Source organism: Comamonas aquatilis (assembly GCF_965139575.1).
In the GTDB taxonomy this organism is placed as follows: domain Bacteria; phylum Pseudomonadota; class Gammaproteobacteria; order Burkholderiales; family Burkholderiaceae_C; genus Comamonas; species Comamonas aquatilis.
This window is the reverse complement of sequence record NZ_CBCSIW010000003.1, coordinates 372,526-392,390: the sequence shown is the minus strand read 5'-3', so window position 1 is coordinate 392,390 and position 19,865 is coordinate 372,526. Positions and strand designations below refer to the sequence as shown.

At 60.8% G+C, this 19,865-nt stretch carries 19 protein-coding genes; 10 read left to right on the top strand and 9 right to left on the bottom strand.

The genetic code is table 11. The features are described from left to right. Nucleotides 1-15: 15 nt before the first annotated feature. Nucleotides 16-1,440: a UDP-N-acetylmuramate:L-alanyl-gamma-D-glutamyl-meso-diaminopimelate ligase gene (mpl, locus tag ACNAZA_RS06850; protein ID WP_415795735.1), complete on the top strand. Its 1,425-nt coding sequence runs from the start codon at nt 16-18 to the stop codon at nt 1,438-1,440. 155 nt (nt 1,441-1,595) lie between these two features. Here the strand turns inward: mpl and ACNAZA_RS06845 are convergent, their stop codons facing one another. Further along, a complete protein-coding gene (locus ACNAZA_RS06845; RefSeq protein WP_415795734.1) occupies nt 1,596-1,913 on the bottom strand; it encodes a hypothetical protein in 318 nt (105 codons plus the stop codon). Nucleotides 1,914-2,337: 424 nt separating this feature from the next. On the opposite strand from ACNAZA_RS06845, the gene ACNAZA_RS06840 reads away from it, so the two are divergent. Beyond that, on the top strand, nt 2,338-2,709 hold the full coding sequence (locus ACNAZA_RS06840; RefSeq protein ID WP_415795733.1) for a YqcC family protein: 372 nt from the start codon (nt 2,338-2,340) through the stop codon (nt 2,707-2,709). A 92-nt stretch (nt 2,710-2,801) separates the two neighbouring features. On the opposite strand, the gene ACNAZA_RS06835 is transcribed toward ACNAZA_RS06840, so the two are convergent. The 4 genes from ACNAZA_RS06835 to rodA all read right to left on the bottom strand — a co-directional run bounded on the left by ACNAZA_RS06835 (nt 2,802) and on the right by rodA (nt 8,215). Continuing rightward, a complete protein-coding gene (locus ACNAZA_RS06835) occupies nt 2,802-3,959 on the bottom strand; it encodes a 3-deoxy-7-phosphoheptulonate synthase (RefSeq protein WP_415795732.1) in 1,158 nt (385 codons plus the stop codon). A 472-nt stretch (nt 3,960-4,431) separates the two neighbouring features. Next, the gene (locus tag ACNAZA_RS06830) at nt 4,432-5,043 is read right to left on the bottom strand and encodes a hypothetical protein (RefSeq protein ID WP_415795731.1); all 612 of its coding nucleotides are present in this window, start codon (nt 5,041-5,043) and stop codon (nt 4,432-4,434) included. A 149-nt stretch (nt 5,044-5,192) separates the two neighbouring features. Beyond that, nucleotides 5,193-6,653: a metalloprotease TldD gene (tldD, locus tag ACNAZA_RS06825; RefSeq protein ID WP_415795729.1), complete on the bottom strand. Its 1,461-nt coding sequence runs from the start codon at nt 6,651-6,653 to the stop codon at nt 5,193-5,195. A gap of 380 nt (nt 6,654-7,033) precedes the next feature. Further along, nucleotides 7,034-8,215 carry a rod shape-determining protein RodA gene (gene rodA, locus ACNAZA_RS06820; protein ID WP_415795728.1) on the bottom strand — a complete coding sequence of 394 codons (1,182 nt, stop codon included), beginning with the start codon at nt 8,213-8,215 and terminating at the stop codon, nt 7,034-7,036. A gap of 158 nt (nt 8,216-8,373) precedes the next feature. Here rodA and ACNAZA_RS06815 point away from each other — a divergent pair, with 158 nt between their 5' ends. From ACNAZA_RS06815 to ACNAZA_RS06780, 8 genes are all read left to right on the top strand, one after another. Then, nucleotides 8,374-8,958, top strand: a complete 585-nt coding sequence (locus ACNAZA_RS06815) for a YqiA/YcfP family alpha/beta fold hydrolase (protein ID WP_415795727.1) — start codon at nt 8,374-8,376, stop codon at nt 8,956-8,958. Between the two features lie 108 nt (nt 8,959-9,066). After that, nucleotides 9,067-11,136 carry a ribonuclease catalytic domain-containing protein gene (locus ACNAZA_RS06810; protein ID WP_415795726.1) on the top strand — a complete coding sequence of 690 codons (2,070 nt, stop codon included), beginning with the start codon at nt 9,067-9,069 and terminating at the stop codon, nt 11,134-11,136. Nucleotides 11,137-11,172: 36 nt separating this feature from the next. Then, on the top strand, nt 11,173-12,033 hold the full coding sequence (locus tag ACNAZA_RS06805; protein WP_415795724.1) for an energy transducer TonB: 861 nt from the start codon (nt 11,173-11,175) through the stop codon (nt 12,031-12,033). A 62-nt stretch (nt 12,034-12,095) separates the two neighbouring features. Then, complete coding sequence (gene aroE, locus ACNAZA_RS06800) at nt 12,096-12,965, top strand: shikimate dehydrogenase (protein ID WP_415795723.1); 870 nt, start codon at nt 12,096-12,098, stop codon at nt 12,963-12,965. A 10-nt stretch (nt 12,966-12,975) separates the two neighbouring features. Then, nucleotides 12,976-13,686: a monofunctional biosynthetic peptidoglycan transglycosylase gene (gene mtgA / locus ACNAZA_RS06795; RefSeq protein WP_120971498.1), complete on the top strand. Its 711-nt coding sequence runs from the start codon at nt 12,976-12,978 to the stop codon at nt 13,684-13,686. Nucleotides 13,687-13,815: 129 nt separating this feature from the next. Further along, nucleotides 13,816-14,364 (top strand): crossover junction endodeoxyribonuclease RuvC, encoded by a 549-nt coding sequence (gene ruvC / locus ACNAZA_RS06790; protein ID WP_415795721.1) that lies wholly within the window; start codon nt 13,816-13,818, stop codon nt 14,362-14,364. Nucleotides 14,365-14,458: 94 nt separating this feature from the next. Beyond that, nucleotides 14,459-15,175 (top strand): FadR/GntR family transcriptional regulator, encoded by a 717-nt coding sequence (locus tag ACNAZA_RS06785; RefSeq protein WP_415795720.1) that lies wholly within the window; start codon nt 14,459-14,461, stop codon nt 15,173-15,175. A 49-nt stretch (nt 15,176-15,224) separates the two neighbouring features. Beyond that, nucleotides 15,225-16,541, top strand: coding sequence for an MFS transporter (locus ACNAZA_RS06780; protein ID WP_415795719.1), 1,317 nt, complete (start codon nt 15,225-15,227; stop codon nt 16,539-16,541). 72 nt (nt 16,542-16,613) lie between these two features. Here the strand turns inward: ACNAZA_RS06780 and ACNAZA_RS06775 are convergent, their stop codons facing one another. The 4 genes from ACNAZA_RS06775 to ftsZ form a co-directional block, all read right to left on the bottom strand. Beyond that, nucleotides 16,614-17,045, bottom strand: coding sequence for an RcnB family protein (locus ACNAZA_RS06775; RefSeq protein ID WP_415795718.1), 432 nt, complete (start codon nt 17,043-17,045; stop codon nt 16,614-16,616). A gap of 242 nt (nt 17,046-17,287) precedes the next feature. After that, the gene (locus ACNAZA_RS06770) at nt 17,288-17,464 is read right to left on the bottom strand and encodes a hypothetical protein (RefSeq protein WP_415795717.1); all 177 of its coding nucleotides are present in this window, start codon (nt 17,462-17,464) and stop codon (nt 17,288-17,290) included. Between the two features lie 15 nt (nt 17,465-17,479). Further along, nucleotides 17,480-18,403, bottom strand: coding sequence for a UDP-3-O-acyl-N-acetylglucosamine deacetylase (lpxC, locus tag ACNAZA_RS06765; RefSeq protein ID WP_415795716.1), 924 nt, complete (start codon nt 18,401-18,403; stop codon nt 17,480-17,482). 252 nt (nt 18,404-18,655) lie between these two features. After that, nucleotides 18,656-19,852, bottom strand: a complete 1,197-nt coding sequence (ftsZ, locus tag ACNAZA_RS06760; protein ID WP_120971504.1) for a cell division protein FtsZ — start codon at nt 19,850-19,852, stop codon at nt 18,656-18,658. Nucleotides 19,853-19,865 lie beyond the last annotated feature (13 nt).

Sequence of the window (19,865 nt, the reverse complement as noted above, 5' to 3'; positions counted from 1 at the left end):
GTAGAATGCCCGCCCATGCACATACATATTCTGGGCATTTGCGGCACCTTCATGGGTGGCCTGGCCGCTCTGGCACGCGAAGCCGGTCACAAGGTCACGGGTTGCGACTCGGGCGTCTATCCACCCATGAGCGATCAGCTGCGTCAGCTGGGTATCGAGCTGATCGAGGGCTATAGCGCCGATCAGATCTCGCTACAGCCCGATATGTATGTGGTGGGCAATGTGGTCAGCCGCAAGCGCCTACCCGACGGCTCGCCCAAATTTCCGCTGATGGAAGCGATTCTGGATACCGGAGCGGCCTATACCAGCGGCCCGCAGTGGCTGGCAGAGCATGTTCTGCAAGGCCGCCACGTGCTGGCCGTGGCCGGCACCCATGGCAAGACCACCACCACTTCCATGCTGACCTGGGTACTGGAATGCGCGGGCCTGCAGCCCGGCTTTCTGGTGGGCGGCGTGCCGCTGGACTTTGGCGTCTCTGCCCGCCTGGGCTCTGCCAAGCGTCCGACCAACGGGCCTGGCCCCGCGGGCGACGAGCCGCTGTTTGTGATCGAGGCCGACGAATACGACACAGCCTTCTTCGACAAGCGCAGCAAATTTGTGCACTACCGCCCGCGTACGGCCGTGCTCAACAATCTGGAATTCGATCACGCCGACATCTTTGATGATCTGGCCGCCATCGAGCGCCAGTTCCACCACCTGGTGCGCACCGTGCCTGCCACGGGCCGCGTCGTGGTCAACGGCCTGGAAGAAAGCCTGACCCGCGTACTGAGCCAGGGCTGCTGGAGCGAAGAGCGCACGTTCGGCACGGCCGTCAGCGATTTCAGCGCCGATGGCGATCCCAGCGACTTTGACGTGCTGCTGCGCGACAAGAAAGTCGCTCATCTCTCCTGGTCGCTGACCGGTGTGCACAACCAGCTCAATGCCCTGGCAGCCATTGCCGCAGCCGACCATGTGGGCGTCAGCGCCCAGGTCGCCTGTGAAGCGCTGTCGCGCTTTCAGAACGTGAAGCGCCGCATGGAACTGCGCGGCACGGTGGATGGTATTGAGGTCTATGACGACTTCGCCCACCACCCCACGGCCATCCGCACCACACTCGACGGCCTGCGCCGCAAGCTCGGCAGCGAGGCCCGCATCCTTGCCGTATTCGAGCCCCGCAGCAACACCATGAAGCTGGGCACCATGAAAAGCCAGCTGCCCTGGTCGCTGGAAAGCGCCAATCTGGCTTTTTGCCACACGGCCGGCCTGGATTGGGATGCCGCCGAAGCGCTGACGCCCATGGGCGTAGGCCCGGGCCAGCGCGCTCAGGTCGCCGGCAATATCGATGAGCTGATTGCCCAGATCACGGCTGTGGCACGACATGGCGACCATATTGTCTGCATGAGCAATGGAGGCTTTGGCGGCATACATGCCAAGCTGCTGGAAGCACTGGCAACCCGGTAAGCGGCTGCCCCAGACAGCAAAAAGCCCGCGCCAATTGGTCGCGGGCTTTTTCGATTCCCAAGATTCGCCGCGATCGTCTCGCAAGCTTCAACAAACCATCAAACAGTGCTCAACCCTAAATAAATCAATGAAATTAAGCTATTCTATTGATAGCATTAATAGCTGATGGACATGGCCGGCACATCCACACGGATCAGCGGCTTGGACAGCACGGCCTGAGCGGCCACGGCATAGTTGTTGCGCCAATCTTCGTTGTCAAACAAATCGGGGCGATTGCGGGCTTCGCGTGCCACCACGACCAGCTTGTCGGCCAGCAGCACTTTGCCAGTCGCGCGCAGGGGCTCGCAATCGAGCGCGATGAACTGCTGATCCAGCCACAGACGTCCCTGGTCCGAGCTCACCGGCGTCAAGGATTCGGTGTCCACCCGGAATTCACGATCGGCATCTAAAACCACTATCACTTCGCTACGCATGAATTTCCTCTCATCCTGTCATGACAGGCAGCCCACCCGCACACGCCGCAGATATGCGGCAATCGGGTCGCTACCGTAGTTGATGGGTACAGCTTAAGGGCTGTCTCGCATCCTGATTCCGGCCAAGCTGACGGCTGGCAGACAACTGCGCTATTGAATTTGCAGCACTCAATGCTGTCAATGCATCACGGCAGTTACCAAAAATCGGCGGTTAACACCGGGTCAAGACAACGAATTTCATAGCACTTGGTGCAGATGATGTCTAAATATAGGGGCAAAAATGCATAGTTCAAGCCCAGACGAGACTTTTGTAACCCTGTCGTCACCTCAGTTTTGACTTTTTTCAAGCATCAAGCCATGGTCGGCATCTGGCTGCACACACTATTGAAAACTCTGGCTTTCGCCCTCAGCTTTGAGCATCACCATGACTACCGCACATATGCACAACGAACTGCTGGAACATCTGCAGCAACTGGAAGCTGAGCTGCAAGCCCAGCAACTATGGTCTGCCACTCCGCCCAGCCCCAAGGCGCTGGAATCGACCATGCCTTTTATGTACGACACCTTGCAGTTGCACGAATGGCTGCAATGGGTGTTTCTGCCGCGCTTGCGTGCGCTGATCGATGCCAAGGGCCAGCTGCCCCATCAAAGCCATATTCACCCTCTGGCCGAGCATGAGTGGGAAAAGCGCAGCGACTTTGACAAGCGCCAGTTGCTGCTCGTCCTGTCGCGCATCGACGGCAGCCTCAATGGCTGCGGCATGACGCCACCACCCGCCGAGGACACACGCCACTAAACGGCCATCAAGCTGCATCAATCAAGCGGCTCCACAACGAAAAAGGCTGCAGAGCGCAAACCCTGCAGCCTTTTTCATGTCCAGCTCATCAATCAGGCCGCGACTTCCGCCTCTGCCTTGGCGCCCGCCATCACGCGACGCTGCTTGACGGCCTGCGATAGCTCTTGCAGCGTAGCCAGCGAATCATCCCAATTCAGGCAGGCATCGGTGATGCTCTGGCCATAGGTCAGTGCCGCTACATCGTCCTTGCCGGGAGTGAACTTTTGGGCGCCGCCAACGATGTGGCCTTCAATCATCACGCCGAACACGCTGTTGGAACCGCCGGCAATCTGGCCGGCGATATCGCGGGCCACGTCCTTCTGACGCTCGTGCTGCTTGGAGCTATTGGCATGGCTGCAATCCACCATCAGCGTTGCATTCAGACCTGCTGCCTCCAGGTCCTTGCAAGCAGCAGCCACATGGCCGGCATCGTAGTTGGGCGTCTTGCCGCCGCGCAAAATCACGTGGCAGTCCTGATTGCCGCCGGTGTGCACGATGGCAACCTGGCCGTTCTTGTGCACCGACAGGAAGTGGTGACCACGGCTGGCGGACTGGATGGCGTCAGTGGCGATGCGGATATTGCCGTCGGTGCCGTTTTTGAAGCCAATGGGTGCCGAGATGCCGGAGGCCAACTCACGGTGCACCTGGCTTTCGGTCGTACGCGCACCAATCGCACCCCAGCTGATCAGATCGCCTATGTACTGGGGCGAGATCACGTCCAGGAATTCACTGGCTGCAGGCACGCCCATGCGGTTGATGTCGATCAGCAACTGGCGGGCAATACGCAGACCTTCGTCGATGCGGTAGCTTTGATCCAGGTAGGGATCGTTGATCAGGCCCTTCCAGCCCACGGTGGTGCGTGGCTTCTCGAAGTACACGCGCATCACCACCTCCAGCGTGTCCTTGTATTGCTCGCGCACGGCCGCCAGGCGGCGGGCGTAGTCCAGAGCAGCCGCCGTATCGTGAATCGAGCAAGGACCGATGATGACCAACAGGCGGTCGTCCTTGGCATTCATGATGTTGTGAATGCTGCGGCGGGTGTCGCTGATCAACGATTCCACGGGCGTGCCGCAGATGGGGAAGAAGCGAATAAGGTGCTCTGGAGGGGGCAACACGGTAATTTCCTTGATACGTGCGTCATCGGTCTGGCCTGTTTTGGGAGAACCGTTGCGATACCAGGAATCGGCGGTGGATGCGTTCAGAGCAGTCATTGCAAGCTTTCGTGAGGTCGTTGATCGATGTAAACCGGGAGCGCTAAAACGTAGGGGTGAAAAAAAACCGCCGGGCTTTACAGCTTCGGCGGTTCTTTGGGAGGTTTGTTTGCAGGTGCGCGCGCTTACCTCTCAGCCGCCGGGGGCGAGAACCAAAAGTAAAAGTAATAAGCGCGTTGCGTTTGCATGTCTTTCAATGTAGCACAGGCTTTGCGCACTGCAACATAGCCCTAGAGCGCAAAGCTAGACATCCAACCTGGGAAAGCGAGCTCTTCAGAGGAGGAGGACTCAGACTCAGAAATCAAAAATATTGCTTTATTTACATTTTTATTGAATAAAAATGTCAAAACAAAGAATTTATACCGCCTATTCTGGATATTCCTGCGCATTACGAAGAATGCCTGAAATCTGACTCAGCACCATGAAAAAAGCCAGGATGAACCTGGCCGGACATGGAGACAGACGGGCAAAACTAGCGAAACGCACCCGAGAACCATTGGCGCCAACGCTGCAACAGCCCCCTGACAGGCGATGGCGTTTCTTCAACCCCATAGGGCAGCAAGTCATCCTCTGCATCGCCAAAGTTCATGCCTTGCACAAACATGTCCATCACGATGGCCGCCTCGCCCAACAGCGTCCAGCCCAGCTGCTCGCACTGGCGAAAACAGGTAGATTCCTGCCCGTCATCCAAAAGCACTGCCTGTTGCCAAGCCTGAACTGCGCCATGAAAGTGACCTACCAGATGCCGGTAGGAGACGAACTCACGCAAGCTGCGCCAGTCCGCACCCAACGTATCAAGAAAGGATTGATGCTGCTGTGCGACCCGACGCAAAGCCTGGGCTTGCTCTTCCACAGCCACGCGAGACGCACCTTGGCGGCGCAGGCAGATAGCGCCTTCCAGCGCATTGGACAGATGGGATAGCTGCTCGCGCATAGGCTGCAGATCGGCCTGCAGCACATCGTTGAGCCATAGCCGCCCCATTGAGCTATCCGAGCCCCTGGCTCGCCAGTGCGTAGGCCGACTCAACATCAGCATCACCGATGTAGACAGGCTGGACGGCGAAGGACCGGATAGTTGGGACATGAAATGGGAAAACTCTGCAGACAAGCGATACTGCAAAGGTAACCGATTGTTAGCATATTGAGAGCACCGGATTACCCGCCCCCCGCTCATTCAAAGCCGCACCCGTGACTGAAAAGGGTGGGCTTGCTGTGCCCTTTGCAGGCAGCGGCTTATGCCGTACCGCCCACCGTCAGGCCATCAATGCGCAGCGTTGGCTGACCCACGCCCACGGGAACACTCTGGCCTTCCTTGCCGCAAGTGCCCACGCCAGAATCCAGGCGCATGTCATTGCCAATCATGCTGATGTGCTTGAGCGACTCTGGGCCGCTGCCGATGATGGTTGCGCCCTTGACGGGGTACTGGATCTTGCCGTTTTCCACCCAATAGGCTTCGCTGGCGGAGAACACGAACTTGCCGCTGGTGATGTCCACCTGACCGCCACCGAAGTTGGTGGCGTACAAACCCTTCTTGATGGAAGCCACGATTTCCTGCGGATCCTTGTCACCACCCAACATATAGGTGTTGGTCATGCGCGGCATGGGAATGTGGGCATAGCTTTCGCGGCGGCCGTTGCCCGTGGGCTTGACGCCCATCAGGCGGGCATTCATGGAATCCTGGATATAGCCTTTCAAAATGCCGTCTTCGATCAGCACATTGCTCTGGCTGGCATGACCTTCATCGTCCACGTTGAGCGAGCCGCGGCGGTCAGCAATCGTGCCGTCGTCCAGCACCGTCACGCCCTTGGCGGCCACGCGCTGACCGATACGGCCGCTGAAGGCACTGGAGCCCTTGCGGTTGAAGTCGCCTTCCAGGCCGTGACCCACGGCTTCGTGGAACAGCACGCCCGGCCAACCCGAACCCAGCACCACGGTCATCACGCCGGCCGGAGCTGGGCGCGATTCGAGGTTGACCAAGGCCGCGTGCACGGCTTCATCCACATACTGGCTGATCTGCTCATCGCTGAAATAGGCCAGACCGAAACGGCCACCGCCGCCGGAAGAACCCACTTCACGACGACCTTTCTGCTCGGCGATCACCGTCACCGACAGGCGCACCAGAGGGCGCACGTCAGCGGCCAGCGTGCCATCGGCACGGGCGACCAGCACCACGTCGTATTCGCTGGCCAGGCCGGCCATGACCTGAACCACACGCGGGTCCTTGGCGCGGGCCAGCTTTTCCACCTTGCCCAGCAGCTCGACCTTGGTCGTGCTGTCCAGCGTGCTGATGGGATCCAGACCCGGGTAGAGCGAGCGGCTCTTGGCAATCTTGGGCATGCCGGCCTTGACGCGGCGCGACTGGGTGGCTCCGGAGATGGAGCGCACGGTACGTGCCGCATCCAGCAGCGAAGCTTCGGAAATATCGTCGGAATAGGCAAACGCCGTTTTCTCGCCGCTGACGGCGCGCACGCCGACACCCTGGTCGATGGAGAAAGAACCGGTCTTGACGATGCCCTCTTCCAGACTCCAGCCTTCGGCGCGGGTGTACTGGAAGTAAAGGTCTGCATCGTCAACCTGATGCGAGCGGATTTCAGCCAGCGCACGGAACAAATGGGATTCGTCCAGGCCAAAAGGCTCAAGCAGCAACTGACGGGCCGTAGCCAAGCGTTCGATGGTGGGTTCGCGGGAGATCATGGAAAGCATTGTAGAGACTGGGGCATGACCTGTCTGGCTTCAGGCCGCAGCACAGCCGGGGCGCACATAAAAAAACGGAATGCTGCTCCACCAGGCTGAACAGCATTCCGCTCCATTGCACTCACGCTTTGTTCCCGCGATTGCCGGGAACCCACTGGGCCCTGCCGCTCCCGCTTGAGTCGGTCTTCTGGCCCCTCAGTCGCTATTTTTAAACCTTGTTCAGGTCTTGAGCAAGAGCATGTTTGCCAAGCCAGCGCTTTTCAAAAAAGTAGCGGCGCACGGCTACACAAGGGCATATCAAAATCAAAACCCGCCAAACCCCAATGTATAAAAACGGTTAATGCTCACATTTTTGAGATCTTCAGCGCACCGTATTACGCTCAGGAATGAGGCATATGCCCGTCGCCACCAGGAAGCTGGCGCTGTGCCCGGGAGACGGACATGAGAACACCAAGAGCCAGACCCAGCGTCACCATGGCCGTACCGCCATAGCTGATGAAGGGCAAGGGCACGCCCACCACGGGCAGGATGCCGCTGACCATGCCCATGTTCACAAACGCGTAGGTAAAGAAAATCATGGCCACGGCCGCTGCCATCAGGCGCCCGAACAAGGTGCTGGCATTCATGGCAATGGCCAGGCCGCGCCAGACCAGCAGCAAAAAGCCGGTAATGATGAACAGATTGCCCACCAGGCCAAACTCTTCGGAGTAGGCGGCAAAGATGAAATCGGTGGTGCGTTCGGGAATGAATTCCAGATGGGTTTGCGTGCCTGCCATGAACCCCTTGCCCCAAACTCCGCCCGAGCCGATGGCAATCATGCCCTGGATGATGTGAAAGCCTTTGCCCAACGGATCGCGGGTCGGGTCCAGCAGCGTGCAGACCCGCGTGCGCTGGTAATCGTGCAAAAAGTACCAGCTCACGCCGTCGGCGCACAACTGGGGCTCATACCAGATGATCAGAAAAATGCCGATCACCGCCAGCACCACTGGCGGCACGATGAGTTTCCAGGGCAGGCCCGCAAAAAAAATGACCGACAGGCCGGCCGCCATGACCAGCAGCGATGTGCCCAAATCGGGCTGCTTCATGATCAGGCCCACCGGCACCATCAGCAACACAAAAGCAATCACAAAATCCGTGGCGCGTAAATTGCCCTCGCGACGCTGAAACCACCAGGCCAGCATCAGCGGCGTGGCAATCTTGAGCAATTCAGACGGCTGAATCACCACCCCCACGTTCACCCAGCGGGTGGCCCCCTTCTTGGTGATGCCGAACAGCGCCACCATCACCAGCAAGGCCACGCCCAGGGTGTAGAGCGGCACCGCCACCTTGATCAGCTGCGCAGGCGGAATCTGGGCCACCACAAATAGCAGGGCGGCAGCAATCAGCATGTTGCGACCGTGGTCCGTGAAGCGGGTGCCATGGTCAAAGCCAGAGGAATACATGGCTAAAAGACCGATCCCGGCTAGAGCCAAGACCAACAAAAGCAGCATGAAATCAAAACCGCGAAACAGCGGGATGATGCGTTGCAAAAGCGAAGGCTTGTCGAATTCTCTGGCAGACATGGGCGGCAATTATCGTGGGAGCGAGCCGCCGTGTGCGCTGCAGGGTTGAGCTTTGCTGACAAGCTGCCGCCATCGAACGCCAGCGCCGGGCCATTGCTGCCGACTCGGGGCCACAATGGCATTGCTGTAACCCATATCAACAAGAGGAGATTGCCGCCATGACCACCACCCATTTGCTGTATCTGCACGGCTTTCGCTCCTCGCCGCAATCGAACAAGGCCCGTATCCTGGCCGATTACGTGGGCTCCCAGCACTCCCGCGTGCGCTGGTGGTGCCCGCAGCTGCCGCCCTCTCCGCGCGAGGCTGCGGCCCTGATTGCCGAAGGCATTGCCAGCTGGCCGCGCGAGACCATGGCCGTGGTGGGCTCATCGCTGGGCGGCTACTACGCCAGCTGGGTGGCCCAGCTGGCGCGCTGCAAAAGCGTGATGATCAACCCCGCCGTGAACCCCGCCCGGGACCTGGAGCGCTGCATAGGCGAGCAAACCCAGTGGCATGACCCGGACGTCAGCTTTTTCTTTCGCCCCGAGTACATAGACGAGCTGCGCCAGCTCGATACCCGCGCCCTGACGCCGGCGGCCCCCGAAATGGTGTTGATCGCCGAAAACGACGAAGTGCTGGACTGGCGCGAGATGAGCGAGCGTTATCCCCATGCCCTGCAGATCGTGCAGGAAGGCGGAGACCATGCTCTGTCCAATTTCGAGGAATACCTGACACGCGTGGACGAGTTTCTGGCCCTGGCCTGAAAACCGCCTGCCCGGCCTCTGGTTACAGAGGCATGCAGGCCCCCTGATTTCTGACGCGGAACCTGAGCACCATCGCAGCCGGCCCGGCTCGTGGGAAAATGCCCGGCTATGCACGCATTGTTTGAAGAAGCCGGCAAATTCCTCGCCGGGCGCATCCTCTCTGAAGCCGACACCTCTGCCCAAATCGAGCTGGACTCGGGCAAGCGGGTCAAGGTCAAGGCCGCCAACATCTTGCTCAAGTTCGAGAAGCCGGCTCCTGCCGAGCTGATCGCCCAGGGCCAGGCCAAGGCCGACGAGATCGAACTGGACCTGGCCTGGGAGTTCGCCCCCGAGGAAGAGTTCGGCTTTGCCGACCTGGCGCGCGACTATTTTTCCGCGTCGGCCACGCTCATCGAGCAGGCCGCCGCGCTGTTTCGTCTTTATGAAGCACCGCATTACTTTCGCCGCGCAGGCAAGGGCCGCTTCAAGAAGGCGCCCGCCGAAATCGTGCAGCAGGCACTGGCGGCCATAGAGAAGAAAAAGCAGATTCAGGCCCAGATCGACGCCTGGGCCCAGGACCTGGGTCGCGGCGAATGCCCACAGGCGATTCGCGAGCAGCTCTATAAGATTCTGTTCAAGCCCGACAAGAATGCGCCCGAATACAAGGCCGTGGTCGAGGCCAGCCGCGCCACCAAGATGGCGCCCCTGGACTTGCTGCACCGCGCAGGAGCAATCGACTCCGCCTACCAGTTCCACTGGAAGCGCTTTCTGTTCGACAACTTCCCCAAAGGCACCCAGTTCCCCTCGGTTACCGCCCCCTTGCCGCCGGACGATCTGCCGCTGGCCGAGGTGCAGGCTTTCTCCATCGACGATTCGGCCACGACGGAAATCGACGACGCCCTGTCGGTTCGCGGCCTGGGCAGCGGCACGGTCACCGTGGGCATTCACATTGCGGCCCCCGGCCTTGCCATCACCCCTGGCGGCGAGCTGGACAAGCTGGGCCGCGCCCGACTGTCCACGGTATACATGCCGGGCTACAAGATCACCATGCTGCCCGATGAGGTGGTGCACATCTACACCCTAGATGAAGGCCGCGCCAATCCTGCCGTGTCGCTGTATGTGACCATCAACGAAGAGACGCTGGAGATCACAGCCACCGAAACCCGCCTGGAGCGCGTGCCGGTGGAGGTCAACTTCCGCTACGACAAGCTCGACCACATCGTGACCGAGCAATGGCTGGCCGATCCATCGATTGAGGTTGAAAACACACCCCAGCCCTTGCTAAACAAGCGCCAAGAGCTCACATTTTTGCAGCGCTGGTCCAAGCATCTCAAGGCCGGACGCGAAGTGGTGCGCGGCAAGCCCGAGAACTTCAACCGCCCGGACTACAACTTCCGCCTGATCGGCAACGACGGTGCCGAGCCCAAGGGCGACGAACAGGTGCAGATCACCGTGCGCAAGCGCGGCGCACCGCTGGACCTGATCGTGGCCGAGGCCGCCATCGTGGCCAACAGCACCTGGGGCCTGATGCTGGCCGAGCACGGCGTGCCCGGCATTTACCGCAGCCAGGCCAGCCTGGCTCCGGGCGTGAAGGTACGCATGAGCACCAAGGCCCTGCCCCACGCCGGCATCGGCGTGAAAGCGTATTCATGGGCCACCTCGCCGCTGCGCCGCTATGTGGATCTGGTCAACCAGTGGCAAATCATTGCCTGCGCCCGCCACGGCAAGACCGCCGCTCTGGCGGCGCCTTTCAAGCCCAAGGATGCCGAGCTGTTCGGCATCATCAGCAGCTTTGATGGCGCCTACAGCGCCTACAACGGCTATCAGGCCGGCATGGAGCGTTTCTGGACGCTCAAATACCTGGAGCAGAACGGCATTACCGAGCTGACGGCCAGCGTCTTCAAGGAAGGCCCCAACGGCTCCTTCCTGGTGCGCGCCGACAATCTGCCCCTGGTGCTGCCGGTGCTGGGCGCGCAGAATCTGCCGCGCGGTGCCCATGTGCGTATCAAGCTGGGCGAGATCGACGAAATATCGCTGGATATCTCCGGCACGCTGATCGAGCGCCTTGATACCGAAACGCCGGCGCCCGCCGACGACGATGCCGGCGAAGACGACGAGGAAACCGTGGCCGGCCCAATTGCCATCGCGGTGGACATGAACGATGCGGATGCGCCGGCCGCCGACGCGCCCAAAGCCTGAGTCTGACACTCGCCTTCCTTCGCCCAACGCGCTGCCGTGAAACCGCCCTCCACTCTTCAACGCTTTAGCACGCTGCAGATTGCGCTGGGCGTCTCCATTGCACTCCATGCGATTGCCCTGACCGTCAGGTTTGTGGACCCGGAGCGCTTTGACCGGGTGTTTCAGGACACGCCGCTGGAGGTCATTCTCGTCAACGCCCGCGCCAGCGAGCTGCCGGACAAGGCCCAGGCCATCGCCCAGACCTCGCTGGCCGGCGGCGGCGAGGCCGACAAAGGCCGGGCCACCAGCCCCATGCCTTATTCGGCTCTGACGACCGTGGGCGATGACGTAGAGGAAAAGCAGCAGCAGATAGACGCCATGCAGGAGCAGCAAAATCACTTGCTGACCCAGTTGCGCCAACAGGTATCGGCCCTGCCGCCGCTGGACCCGCGCCTGTCGGCCGAAGCCCAGGAAAACGAGGCCCAGCAAGAAAAGCGCCTCCAGCTGGTCAAGCTGCTGGCCGAGATCGAGCGCCGCATCAATGCAGAGAATGCCCGCCCCAAAAAGCGCTACATCAGCCCGGCCACCAGAGAAGCGGTGTACGCCGTCTACTACGATGCGCTGCGCCGCAAGGTGGAAGACAAGGGCACGGAAAACTTCCCCAACAGCAAAGGCCAGAAGCTGTATGGCGAGCTGGTCATGATTTTGACCGTCAACCACGATGGCCGCGTGCTCTCGACCGAAGTGGTGCAAAGCTCGGGCAACCCCTTGCTCGATGGCCGCGCCGAAAGCATTGCCCGCGCCGCTGGGCCTTACGGTCGCTTTGGCAAGGCCATGCGCGGCAAGGCCGATCAGATCGCCGTGGTCTCGCGCTTCAAATTCACCCGCGACAGCACTCTGGAAACCAGGGTGCAATAAACCCAACGCGGCTGGTAGCTCCTCTGCCGGCCATCACACCCGGGCATTGCGCCCCACGCTATATGACTTTGTCTGCCGATCACTACTGCGTCATGGGCAACCCGGTGGCGCACAGCCGCTCGCCCTGGATTCATGCCCGCTTTGCCGAGCTCACCGGCCAGGCCCTGAACTATGAGCGCGCCCTGGTGCCTCTCGATGGCTTTACGGCTTTCGCCCAGGACTTTGCCCGTCGCGGCGGCAAGGGCTGCAATGTGACCGTGCCCTTCAAGCTGCAGGCGGCCGAGCTGGCCAGCAGCGCCAGCGAGCGCGTGCGTCTGGCAGGGGCCGCCAACACCCTGGTGTTCAGTGCCGACGGCATTTACGCCGACAACACCGACGGTCTGGGCATAGTCGCCGACATCACCCGCAATGCCGGCGTGCAGATTGCCGGATGCGATGTGCTGCTGCTGGGCGCAGGCGGCGCGGCAGCCGGTGCCCTGGGCTCGCTGATCGAGCAAAAGCCCCGCCGCATTGCCGTGGTCAACCGCACCCATGCCAGGGCCGAGGCTCTGGTGGAACAGCACGCACCCATGGCTGCGCTACATAAAGTAGAGCTGCTTGCGCTTGAGAAATCTGCGCTTGAGACCGATTTAACCCAGAATTTTGACATCATCATCAACGCCACGGCCAGCAGCCTGGCCGGGGCTGACGTGCCCGCGCCCGCCAGCGTGCTGCACGCACGCAGTCTGGCCTACGACATGATGTATGGCCCCGCCGCCCAGAATTTTCTGGACTGGGCCAGCAGCCATGGTGCGCTAGCGCGCGACGGCCTGGGCATGCTGGTAGAGCAAGCCGCCGAATCCTTTGCACTGTGGCGCGGCGTTCGCCCGCCCTCGGCCCAGGTACTGGACGAGCTGCGTGCGCTGCTGCAGACTGAAGCCCGCCACGCCTGATTTCTCTCTCATGAAAGCCTTCACCCGCCTGCTGGTTCTGGTGCTTTGCGCCTTTGTGCTGCTGCAGCTGTTTTTTGTGCTGCGTATTGCGCTGATGGCGGCCTGGGACCCGAAATCCACCACTTTTCAGCGCTCTGAAATCTGGCAGATGCTGCACAGCAAGGACGGCCTGCACTGGCGCCAGCAATGGGTGGGCTACGACCGCATTGCCGACAACCTCAAGCGCGCCGTCATTGCCTCGGAGGATGCGGGCTTCATGGAGCATGGCGGCGTACAGTGGGAAGCCATAGAGAAAGCCTACAAGCGCAATGTCCGCGCCGAAGCCCGTGCCGAGGCGACAGACCGCCCCGCCAAGATCTATGGCGGCTCCACCATCAGCCAGCAACTGGCCAAGAATCTGCTGCTGTCGGGGGAGCGCAATTTCCTGCGCAAAGGGCAGGAGCTGGTGCTGACCCAGCTGCTGGAGCTGTTTCTGAGCAAGCAGCGGATTCTGGAGATCTACCTCAACAACGTGGAATGGGGCCAGGGCATATTCGGCGCCGAAGCGGCCGCACAGCGCTACTTTCGCAAAAGCGCAGCCCAGCTCAGCCCCCTGGAAGCCGCTCGCCTGGCGGCCATGCTGCCCCAGCCCAAGCGCTTTGAAAAAATGCAGCAATCGGGATATCTGGCGCAGCGCTCGCGCACGATTGCACGCTATATACCCATGGTGGCCATCCCCTGACATGCCCTGCCAGCAGCGCCATGAATGAAGGGGCGCGCTCAAGCCCGGTTTTACAAGGTGACCTTGGCCCGGCACCGCCATCTTCGGCACACAGCGGCCGGCCGGCGGCAATATGGATAATCAAACACCATGCGTATTCTAGGAATCGACCCCGGCCTGCAAACCACGGGCTTCGGCGTCATCGACATGGACGGCCAGCGCCTGTCCTATGTGGCCAGCGGCACCATTCGCACCACAAAAATGGAACTGGGCGACCTGCCAGGCCGTCTGAAAGTGCTGTTTGATGGCATCTCGGAAGTGACGCAGCGCTACCAACCCCAGACCTCGGCCGTTGAAATCGTCTTCGTCAACGTCAACCCGCAATCCACTCTGCTGCTGGGCCAGGCCCGGGGTGCAGCCCTCACCGCCCTGGTCAATGCCAATCTGCCGGTCGCCGAATACACGGCCCTGCAGATGAAGAAAGCCGTGGTCGGCCATGGCCGCGCGGCCAAGAGCCAGATTCAGGAAATGGTCAAACGCCTGCTGCAGCTACCGGGCCTGCCCGGCACCGATGCCGCCGACGCCCTGGGGCTGGCCATTACCCATGCCCATGCCTCTGCAGCCCTGAGTCTGATGGCCAAGGCCACCGATCTGAACCGCAAGCAGCACGCCATGTACCGAGGCGGACGGGTGTACTGAGCCTCTTGCCCCAAGACGTCATGCAAACCGATGTCACCAAAGCTCCAGACATCGCTCAATCTGCATGACAAATAAATCACTGCCAGTCGAAAAAATGCCTCACACCCTCAACGCCCCACGCAGCCAGGGCAGCAGCAAAGTTCACACCCAGGTGGTCGATGCCATAGGCCAGCTGATCGTCGCCCCTCCTTTCGGCCCCAACACCACCCTCCCCAACGAGGAGGAGCTGTGCAACCGCCTGTCCGTCAGCCGCACTGCCATTCGCGAAGCCATCAAGGTTCTGGGCGCCAAAGGCATGCTGGAAGCCAAGCCTCGCGCCGGCACCCGCGTGCGGCCATTCGCGCAATGGAATCTGTTCGACCCCGACGTGCTGCGCTGGATCAATCAGCAGCACATTGGGCAGGCACTCATCCCCCACCTCACCACCATGCGCGAGATCGTGGAACCCGCCGCTGCCGCCATAGCCGCCAGAATCCACACCTCTTGCCAGATTGAACACCTGACACAAGCCTTCAACCTCATGGAATCCGCCCAGGACATCCATGAATGGGTCAGCGCAGACCTGCGCTTTCACCAAGCCATTCTCAACGCCACCAACAACCCGTTGATCGCCTCACTGGGTGCCATGATTGCCTCCGCACTCGAGACTCTGCTGTCCGTCAATGCCCAGCAGGCACGCCATTTCAACGAAGCCCTGCCCCAACATCGCAAGGTTTTTGAGGCCATACGCAACCGCAACAGCGAAGACGCCAGCCTCTGGATGCGCGCCATCCTGGCAGACACCCGCGCCCTGTTTCCCAGCCCCAATTAATCCTGCGCCCTGATCCTTGCAACGGAATTTCAGCACGGCGACAAGCCCCATGACAAGCGCCACTGCTCAAGGCGTGGCTGGCCGCAACAAGCCGACCCGCAGCCGCTACCTGATCATGGTGATGTTGTTCATCACCGTGGTGATCAACTACCTGGACCGCAGCAATCTCTCCATCGCCCTGCCCGCACTCAAGGACGAATTTGACCTGACGACCGTACAGGAGGGTCTGATTCTCTCCGCTTTCGGCTGGACCTATGCCGCCATGCAGATCCCCGGCGGCTGGCTGGTGGACCGGGTCGCCCCGCGTCTGCTCTATGCGCTGGCACTGATCTTCTGGTCCGCCGCCACGCTGCTCATGGGGTTTGGCACCAGCTTTGCCGTGCTGGTAGGCCTGCGCTTGCTGGTGGGGGCAGTTGAAGCCCCTGCCTACCCCATCAACAACCGCGTGGTCACGGCCTGGTTTCCCGAGCGGGAACGCGCCACCGCCATTGGTTTTTATACCTCGGGGCAGTTTGTCGGCCTGGCCTTTTTGACGCCGGTGCTCAACTGGCTGCAACACAGCCATGGCTGGTATATGGTGTTTGTCGTCACCGGGGCCGCCGGCATTGTCTGGGGCGTGATCTGGTGGCTGATCTACCGTGAGCCGCGTGACTTCAAGGGCGCCAACGAGGCCGAGATCGAGCACATCTGTGCCGGCGGCGGCCTGGTGGATCTGGGCAGCCAAAGTGCAGCCAAAACGAAGCAGACCTTCAACTGGAAGGACTTCAGTCTGGTGCTGTCGCGCCGAAAACTCTGGGGCGTGTACCTGGGCCAGTTCTGCCTGACCTCCACCCTGTGGTTCTTCCTGACCTGGTTTCCCACCTATCTGGTGAAGTATCGCGGCATGGACTACATCCAATCCGGCTTTCTGACCGCTGTGCCTTTTCTGGCCGCCTTTGTCGGCGTGCTCTGCTCCGGCTTGCTTTCGGACTGGATGATTCGCCGCGGCGCAAGCCTGGGCGCCGCACGCAAGACGCCCATCATCACCGGCCTGCTGATCTCGACCGTCATGATCGGCGCCAACTATGTGGAGTCCACCTCCTGGGTGATCTTCTTCCTGGCCCTGGCCTTTTTTGGCAACGGTCTGGCATCGATTACCTGGTCTCTGGTCTCGGCCCTGGCGCCTACCCGCCTGCTGGGCCTGACCGGTGGCGTGTTCAATCTGATTGGCAATCTCTCGGCCATCGTGACGCCGCTGATCATCGGCTTTCTGGTGCAGGGCGGCAGCTTTGCCCCTGCCATCGCTTATGTCGCCATACTGGCACTGCTGGGTGCGCTTTCCTACATCCTGCTGGTCGGCAAGGTGGAGCGAGTGACCGAGGATTGATCCAGCCTCTATCCTGCAAAAAAGCCGTGGCTCAGGCCACGGCTTTTTTATTGCTATCAGCACAGCTGACTATCAATAGCTGCTGTTGAGCACCATGGAGGCAATCACGCCCGTGGCAATCGCCACCAGCAGATAATCGCCGCCATACTGAATCCACTGGTGGCCGCGCGGCGGTGCCGACAGGCGATGACCACGCCAGTCGTTCACCACATAGTTGTGACCTCGGTACTGCGGCGGCACGCGTGTGCCCCGGGTCCAGCGGTGATCGGGACCTGCGCCGCGATGCTCGTCGCGATCCATATGGCGACCGTCATGACGGTTGTCATAGCGCTTGTCATAACGGTTTCGGTCCTGGCGTTGGTTGTCGTAGCGGCCACGATCATCCGCTCGCTCGCTGCCGCGGCCATCACGTGGCGGGCCGGGCTGGGCATAAGCGGCCAAACTGCCAAGGCCCAGGCAGGCAGCCATGGAAGCGCAAAGAATTCGGTGGGTCAGACGGGACATGGCTGGTTTCCTTTCTCAAGAAATCTGGCGGTCCGGCGTTCTTCAAACAGAAGTCCATGCGGATGCCATATGCCCATGATCACGCGTTTTCACTCCGGCGCAAGGAGTGACAGAGCCGCTTTACCGGCATTTTTCGACAGGTTTACAAGGCAGAAACAGCCGTAACAGCGACAGGAAAACTACGAAATTAATAGCTAAAAGCGCATGTACTTCATGCGTCAACGGCCTTTTCGACTTAAATCTCAGGCAATGCGTCCGGCAAACAGCACGACAAAGAAGGCCAGAGCGGCCACGACCGTCCACTTGAGGATCAGAAAACCCAGTTTTTTATAGTGCGGCCGGCCTGTGCCCAGGTAAAAGATGAAAGCCAGCGCCGATGAGAGCACCAGCAAGGTGGCCAGCCAGCGAAAGATCAGCATGATCGTGCCTTGTGCTTACCAGGCCAGCGAAGACAGGACAAAGCCTTTGGGAGCCTGCTTCTCGTTGTCAAACGTCACCACGTCCCAGGTCTCGGGCTGCTCCAGCATGGCGCGCAGCAGCTTGTTGTTCAGACCGTGGCCGGAACGAAATGCGCTGTAGGCTCCCAGGATGGGCTTACCTATCAGATACAGATCGCCGATCGCATCCAGGATCTTGTGCTTGGCAAACTCGTCGTCATAGCGCAGGCCGTCGCTGTTGAGCACCTTGTAGTCGTCCATGACGATGGCATTGTCCAGCCCGCCACCCAGTGCCAGGCCGTTGTTGCGCAGCATCTCCACATCCTTGGTAAAGCCAAAGGTGCGGGCGCGGGCGATATCGCGGGTGTAGTTGTCCAGACCCATGTCGAACTCCACGCACTGACCCGTGGAATCCACGGCCGGATGGGCAAAGTCGATCTCGAAGCGCAGCTTGAAGCCGTGGTAGGGATCAAAACGCGCCCATTTGAGGTTGTTGCCCTCGCCTTCGCGCACTTCCACCGGGCTTTTCACGCGGATGAAGCGCTTGGGAGCCTTCTGCAGCTCCACGCCCGCGCTTTGCAGCAAAAACACAAAAGAGGACGAGGAGCCGTCGAGAATCGGTACTTCCTCGGCCGTGATGTCCACATAGAGGTTGTCGATACCCAGGCCGGCAATGGCCGACATCAGATGCTCTACCGTGTGCACCTTGGCGCCACCGCTGCCTATGGTCGAGGCCATGCGCGTATCGGTCACCGCCTCGGCGGAAATCGGAATCTCCACCGGCTCCGGCAGATCCACCCGACGGAACACGATGCCGGTATCAGGCTGGGCAGGGCGCAGCGTCAACTCGACGCGCTGACCGCTGTGCAGACCCACACCTACGGCACGGGAAATTGTCTTGATGGTTCGTTGTTGGAGCATGGCGCTATTTTAAATGGGACAACCCCGTGGCGGCTTACGTCGACACAGGGTTGTGTTAATCGCTGCGATACAGCGAATCGATGGACCTTCAATCCTTAACGAAGCAAAGGCCTTTGCGGCTGACGCAAACCGCTTGAACAGGCATGTCCCATCAAAGGGACAGCGAGCAAGCGCCGCCGCCCAGCGAGGCTGTCGTCCCCCTCCCGAAGAGAGAGGGGCAAGGCGCGCAGCGCCGCAGGGAGAGGCCGACGTTTAATCGGCTTGCTTGCGCAGGAAGGCCGGGATCTCCACGTCGTCCATGCCGCCAGAAGACAGAGCGCTCACACGCTCCGAAGCCTGGGCACGGTTGGTACGCCACACGCTGGGCACGTTGGTGTTGGCCGTGCCAAAGTCCACGCCGGCACCCAGGGGAGGCATGCTCACCGTCATATTGTCGGTACCGGTGCGCAGACCGCCTTGCACCACCTGGATGTTCTGACGGCGCATGCTGGGGCGCGACAGGCCGGTGGCCACCACGGTCACGCGGATATCGTCGCCCAGGGTGTCGTCATAGGCGGCGCCGTAGATCACATGGGCATCGGGCGAGGCATAGGCATTGATGGTGCTCATGGCCAGACGCGACTCGGACAGCTTCAGGCTGCCCTTGGCGGCGGTCACCAGCACCAGCACGCCCTTGGCGCCGGACAGGTCGATGCCTTCCAGCAGCGGGCAGGCCACGGCCTGTTCGGCAGCAATGCGGGCGCGGTCGGGGCCGGAGGCCTTGGCCGTGCCCATCATGGCCTTGCCGGGCTCGCCCATCACGGTGCGCACGTCTTCAAAGTCGACGTTCACATGGCCGTACTCGTTGATGATTTCCGCAATACCGCCCACGGCGTTCTTCAGAACATCGTTGGCATGGGCAAAAGCCTCGTCTTGCGAGATATCGTCACCCAGCACGTCCAGCAGCTTTTCGTTGAGCACAACGATCAGCGAGTCCACATTGGCTTCCAGCTCGGCCAGGCCGTTGTCGGCGTTCTGCATGCGGCGGCCGCCTTCCCATTCGAAGGGCTTGGTCACCACGCCCACAGTCAGGATGCCCATATCCTTGGCCACGCGCGCAATCACAGGAGCTGCGCCCGTACCCGTACCACCACCCATGCCGGCCGTAATAAAGAGCATGTGCGCCCCTTCGATGGCGGCGCGAATGTCTTCCACAGCAACTTCCGCAGCCTCACGACCCTTGTCTGGCTTGCTGCCAGCGCCCAGGCCGCTACCACCGAGCTGAATGGTGCTGTGAGCACGGCTGCGCAGCAAAGCTTGCGCATCGGTGTTGGCGCAGATGAACTCCACGCCCTGCACTCCGCGTTCAATCATGTGGTCAACGGCATTGCCGCCGCCGCCGCCAACACCGATCACTTTGATCTGCGTGCCTTGGTTGAACTCTTCAACTTCAATCATGTCGATGGGCATGGTGGTGCTCCTG

Coding starts and splice junctions, on each gene's coding strand:
- mpl (WP_415795735.1), top strand. CDS start 16: ATGCACATACATATTCTGGGCATTTGCGGCACCTTCATGGGTGGCCTG.
- ACNAZA_RS06845 (WP_415795734.1), bottom strand. CDS start 1,913: ATGCGTAGCGAAGTGATAGTGGTTTTAGATGCCGATCGTGAATTCCGG.
- ACNAZA_RS06840 (WP_415795733.1), top strand. CDS start 2,338: ATGACTACCGCACATATGCACAACGAACTGCTGGAACATCTGCAGCAA.
- ACNAZA_RS06835 (WP_415795732.1), bottom strand. CDS start 3,959: ATGACTGCTCTGAACGCATCCACCGCCGATTCCTGGTATCGCAACGGT.
- ACNAZA_RS06830 (WP_415795731.1), bottom strand. CDS start 5,043: ATGTCCCAACTATCCGGTCCTTCGCCGTCCAGCCTGTCTACATCGGTG.
- tldD (WP_415795729.1), bottom strand. CDS start 6,653: ATGATCTCCCGCGAACCCACCATCGAACGCTTGGCTACGGCCCGTCAG.
- rodA (WP_415795728.1), bottom strand. CDS start 8,215: ATGTCTGCCAGAGAATTCGACAAGCCTTCGCTTTTGCAACGCATCATC.
- ACNAZA_RS06815 (WP_415795727.1), top strand. CDS start 8,374: ATGACCACCACCCATTTGCTGTATCTGCACGGCTTTCGCTCCTCGCCG.
- ACNAZA_RS06810 (WP_415795726.1), top strand. CDS start 9,067: ATGCACGCATTGTTTGAAGAAGCCGGCAAATTCCTCGCCGGGCGCATC.
- aroE (WP_415795723.1), top strand. CDS start 12,096: ATGACTTTGTCTGCCGATCACTACTGCGTCATGGGCAACCCGGTGGCG.
- mtgA (WP_120971498.1), top strand. CDS start 12,976: ATGAAAGCCTTCACCCGCCTGCTGGTTCTGGTGCTTTGCGCCTTTGTG.
- ruvC (WP_415795721.1), top strand. CDS start 13,816: ATGCGTATTCTAGGAATCGACCCCGGCCTGCAAACCACGGGCTTCGGC.
- ACNAZA_RS06785 (WP_415795720.1), top strand. CDS start 14,459: ATGCCTCACACCCTCAACGCCCCACGCAGCCAGGGCAGCAGCAAAGTT.
- ACNAZA_RS06780 (WP_415795719.1), top strand. CDS start 15,225: ATGACAAGCGCCACTGCTCAAGGCGTGGCTGGCCGCAACAAGCCGACC.
- ACNAZA_RS06775 (WP_415795718.1), bottom strand. CDS start 17,045: ATGTCCCGTCTGACCCACCGAATTCTTTGCGCTTCCATGGCTGCCTGC.
- ACNAZA_RS06770 (WP_415795717.1), bottom strand. CDS start 17,464: ATGCTGATCTTTCGCTGGCTGGCCACCTTGCTGGTGCTCTCATCGGCG.
- lpxC (WP_415795716.1), bottom strand. CDS start 18,403: ATGCTCCAACAACGAACCATCAAGACAATTTCCCGTGCCGTAGGTGTG.
- ftsZ (WP_120971504.1), bottom strand. CDS start 19,852: ATGCCCATCGACATGATTGAAGTTGAAGAGTTCAACCAAGGCACGCAG.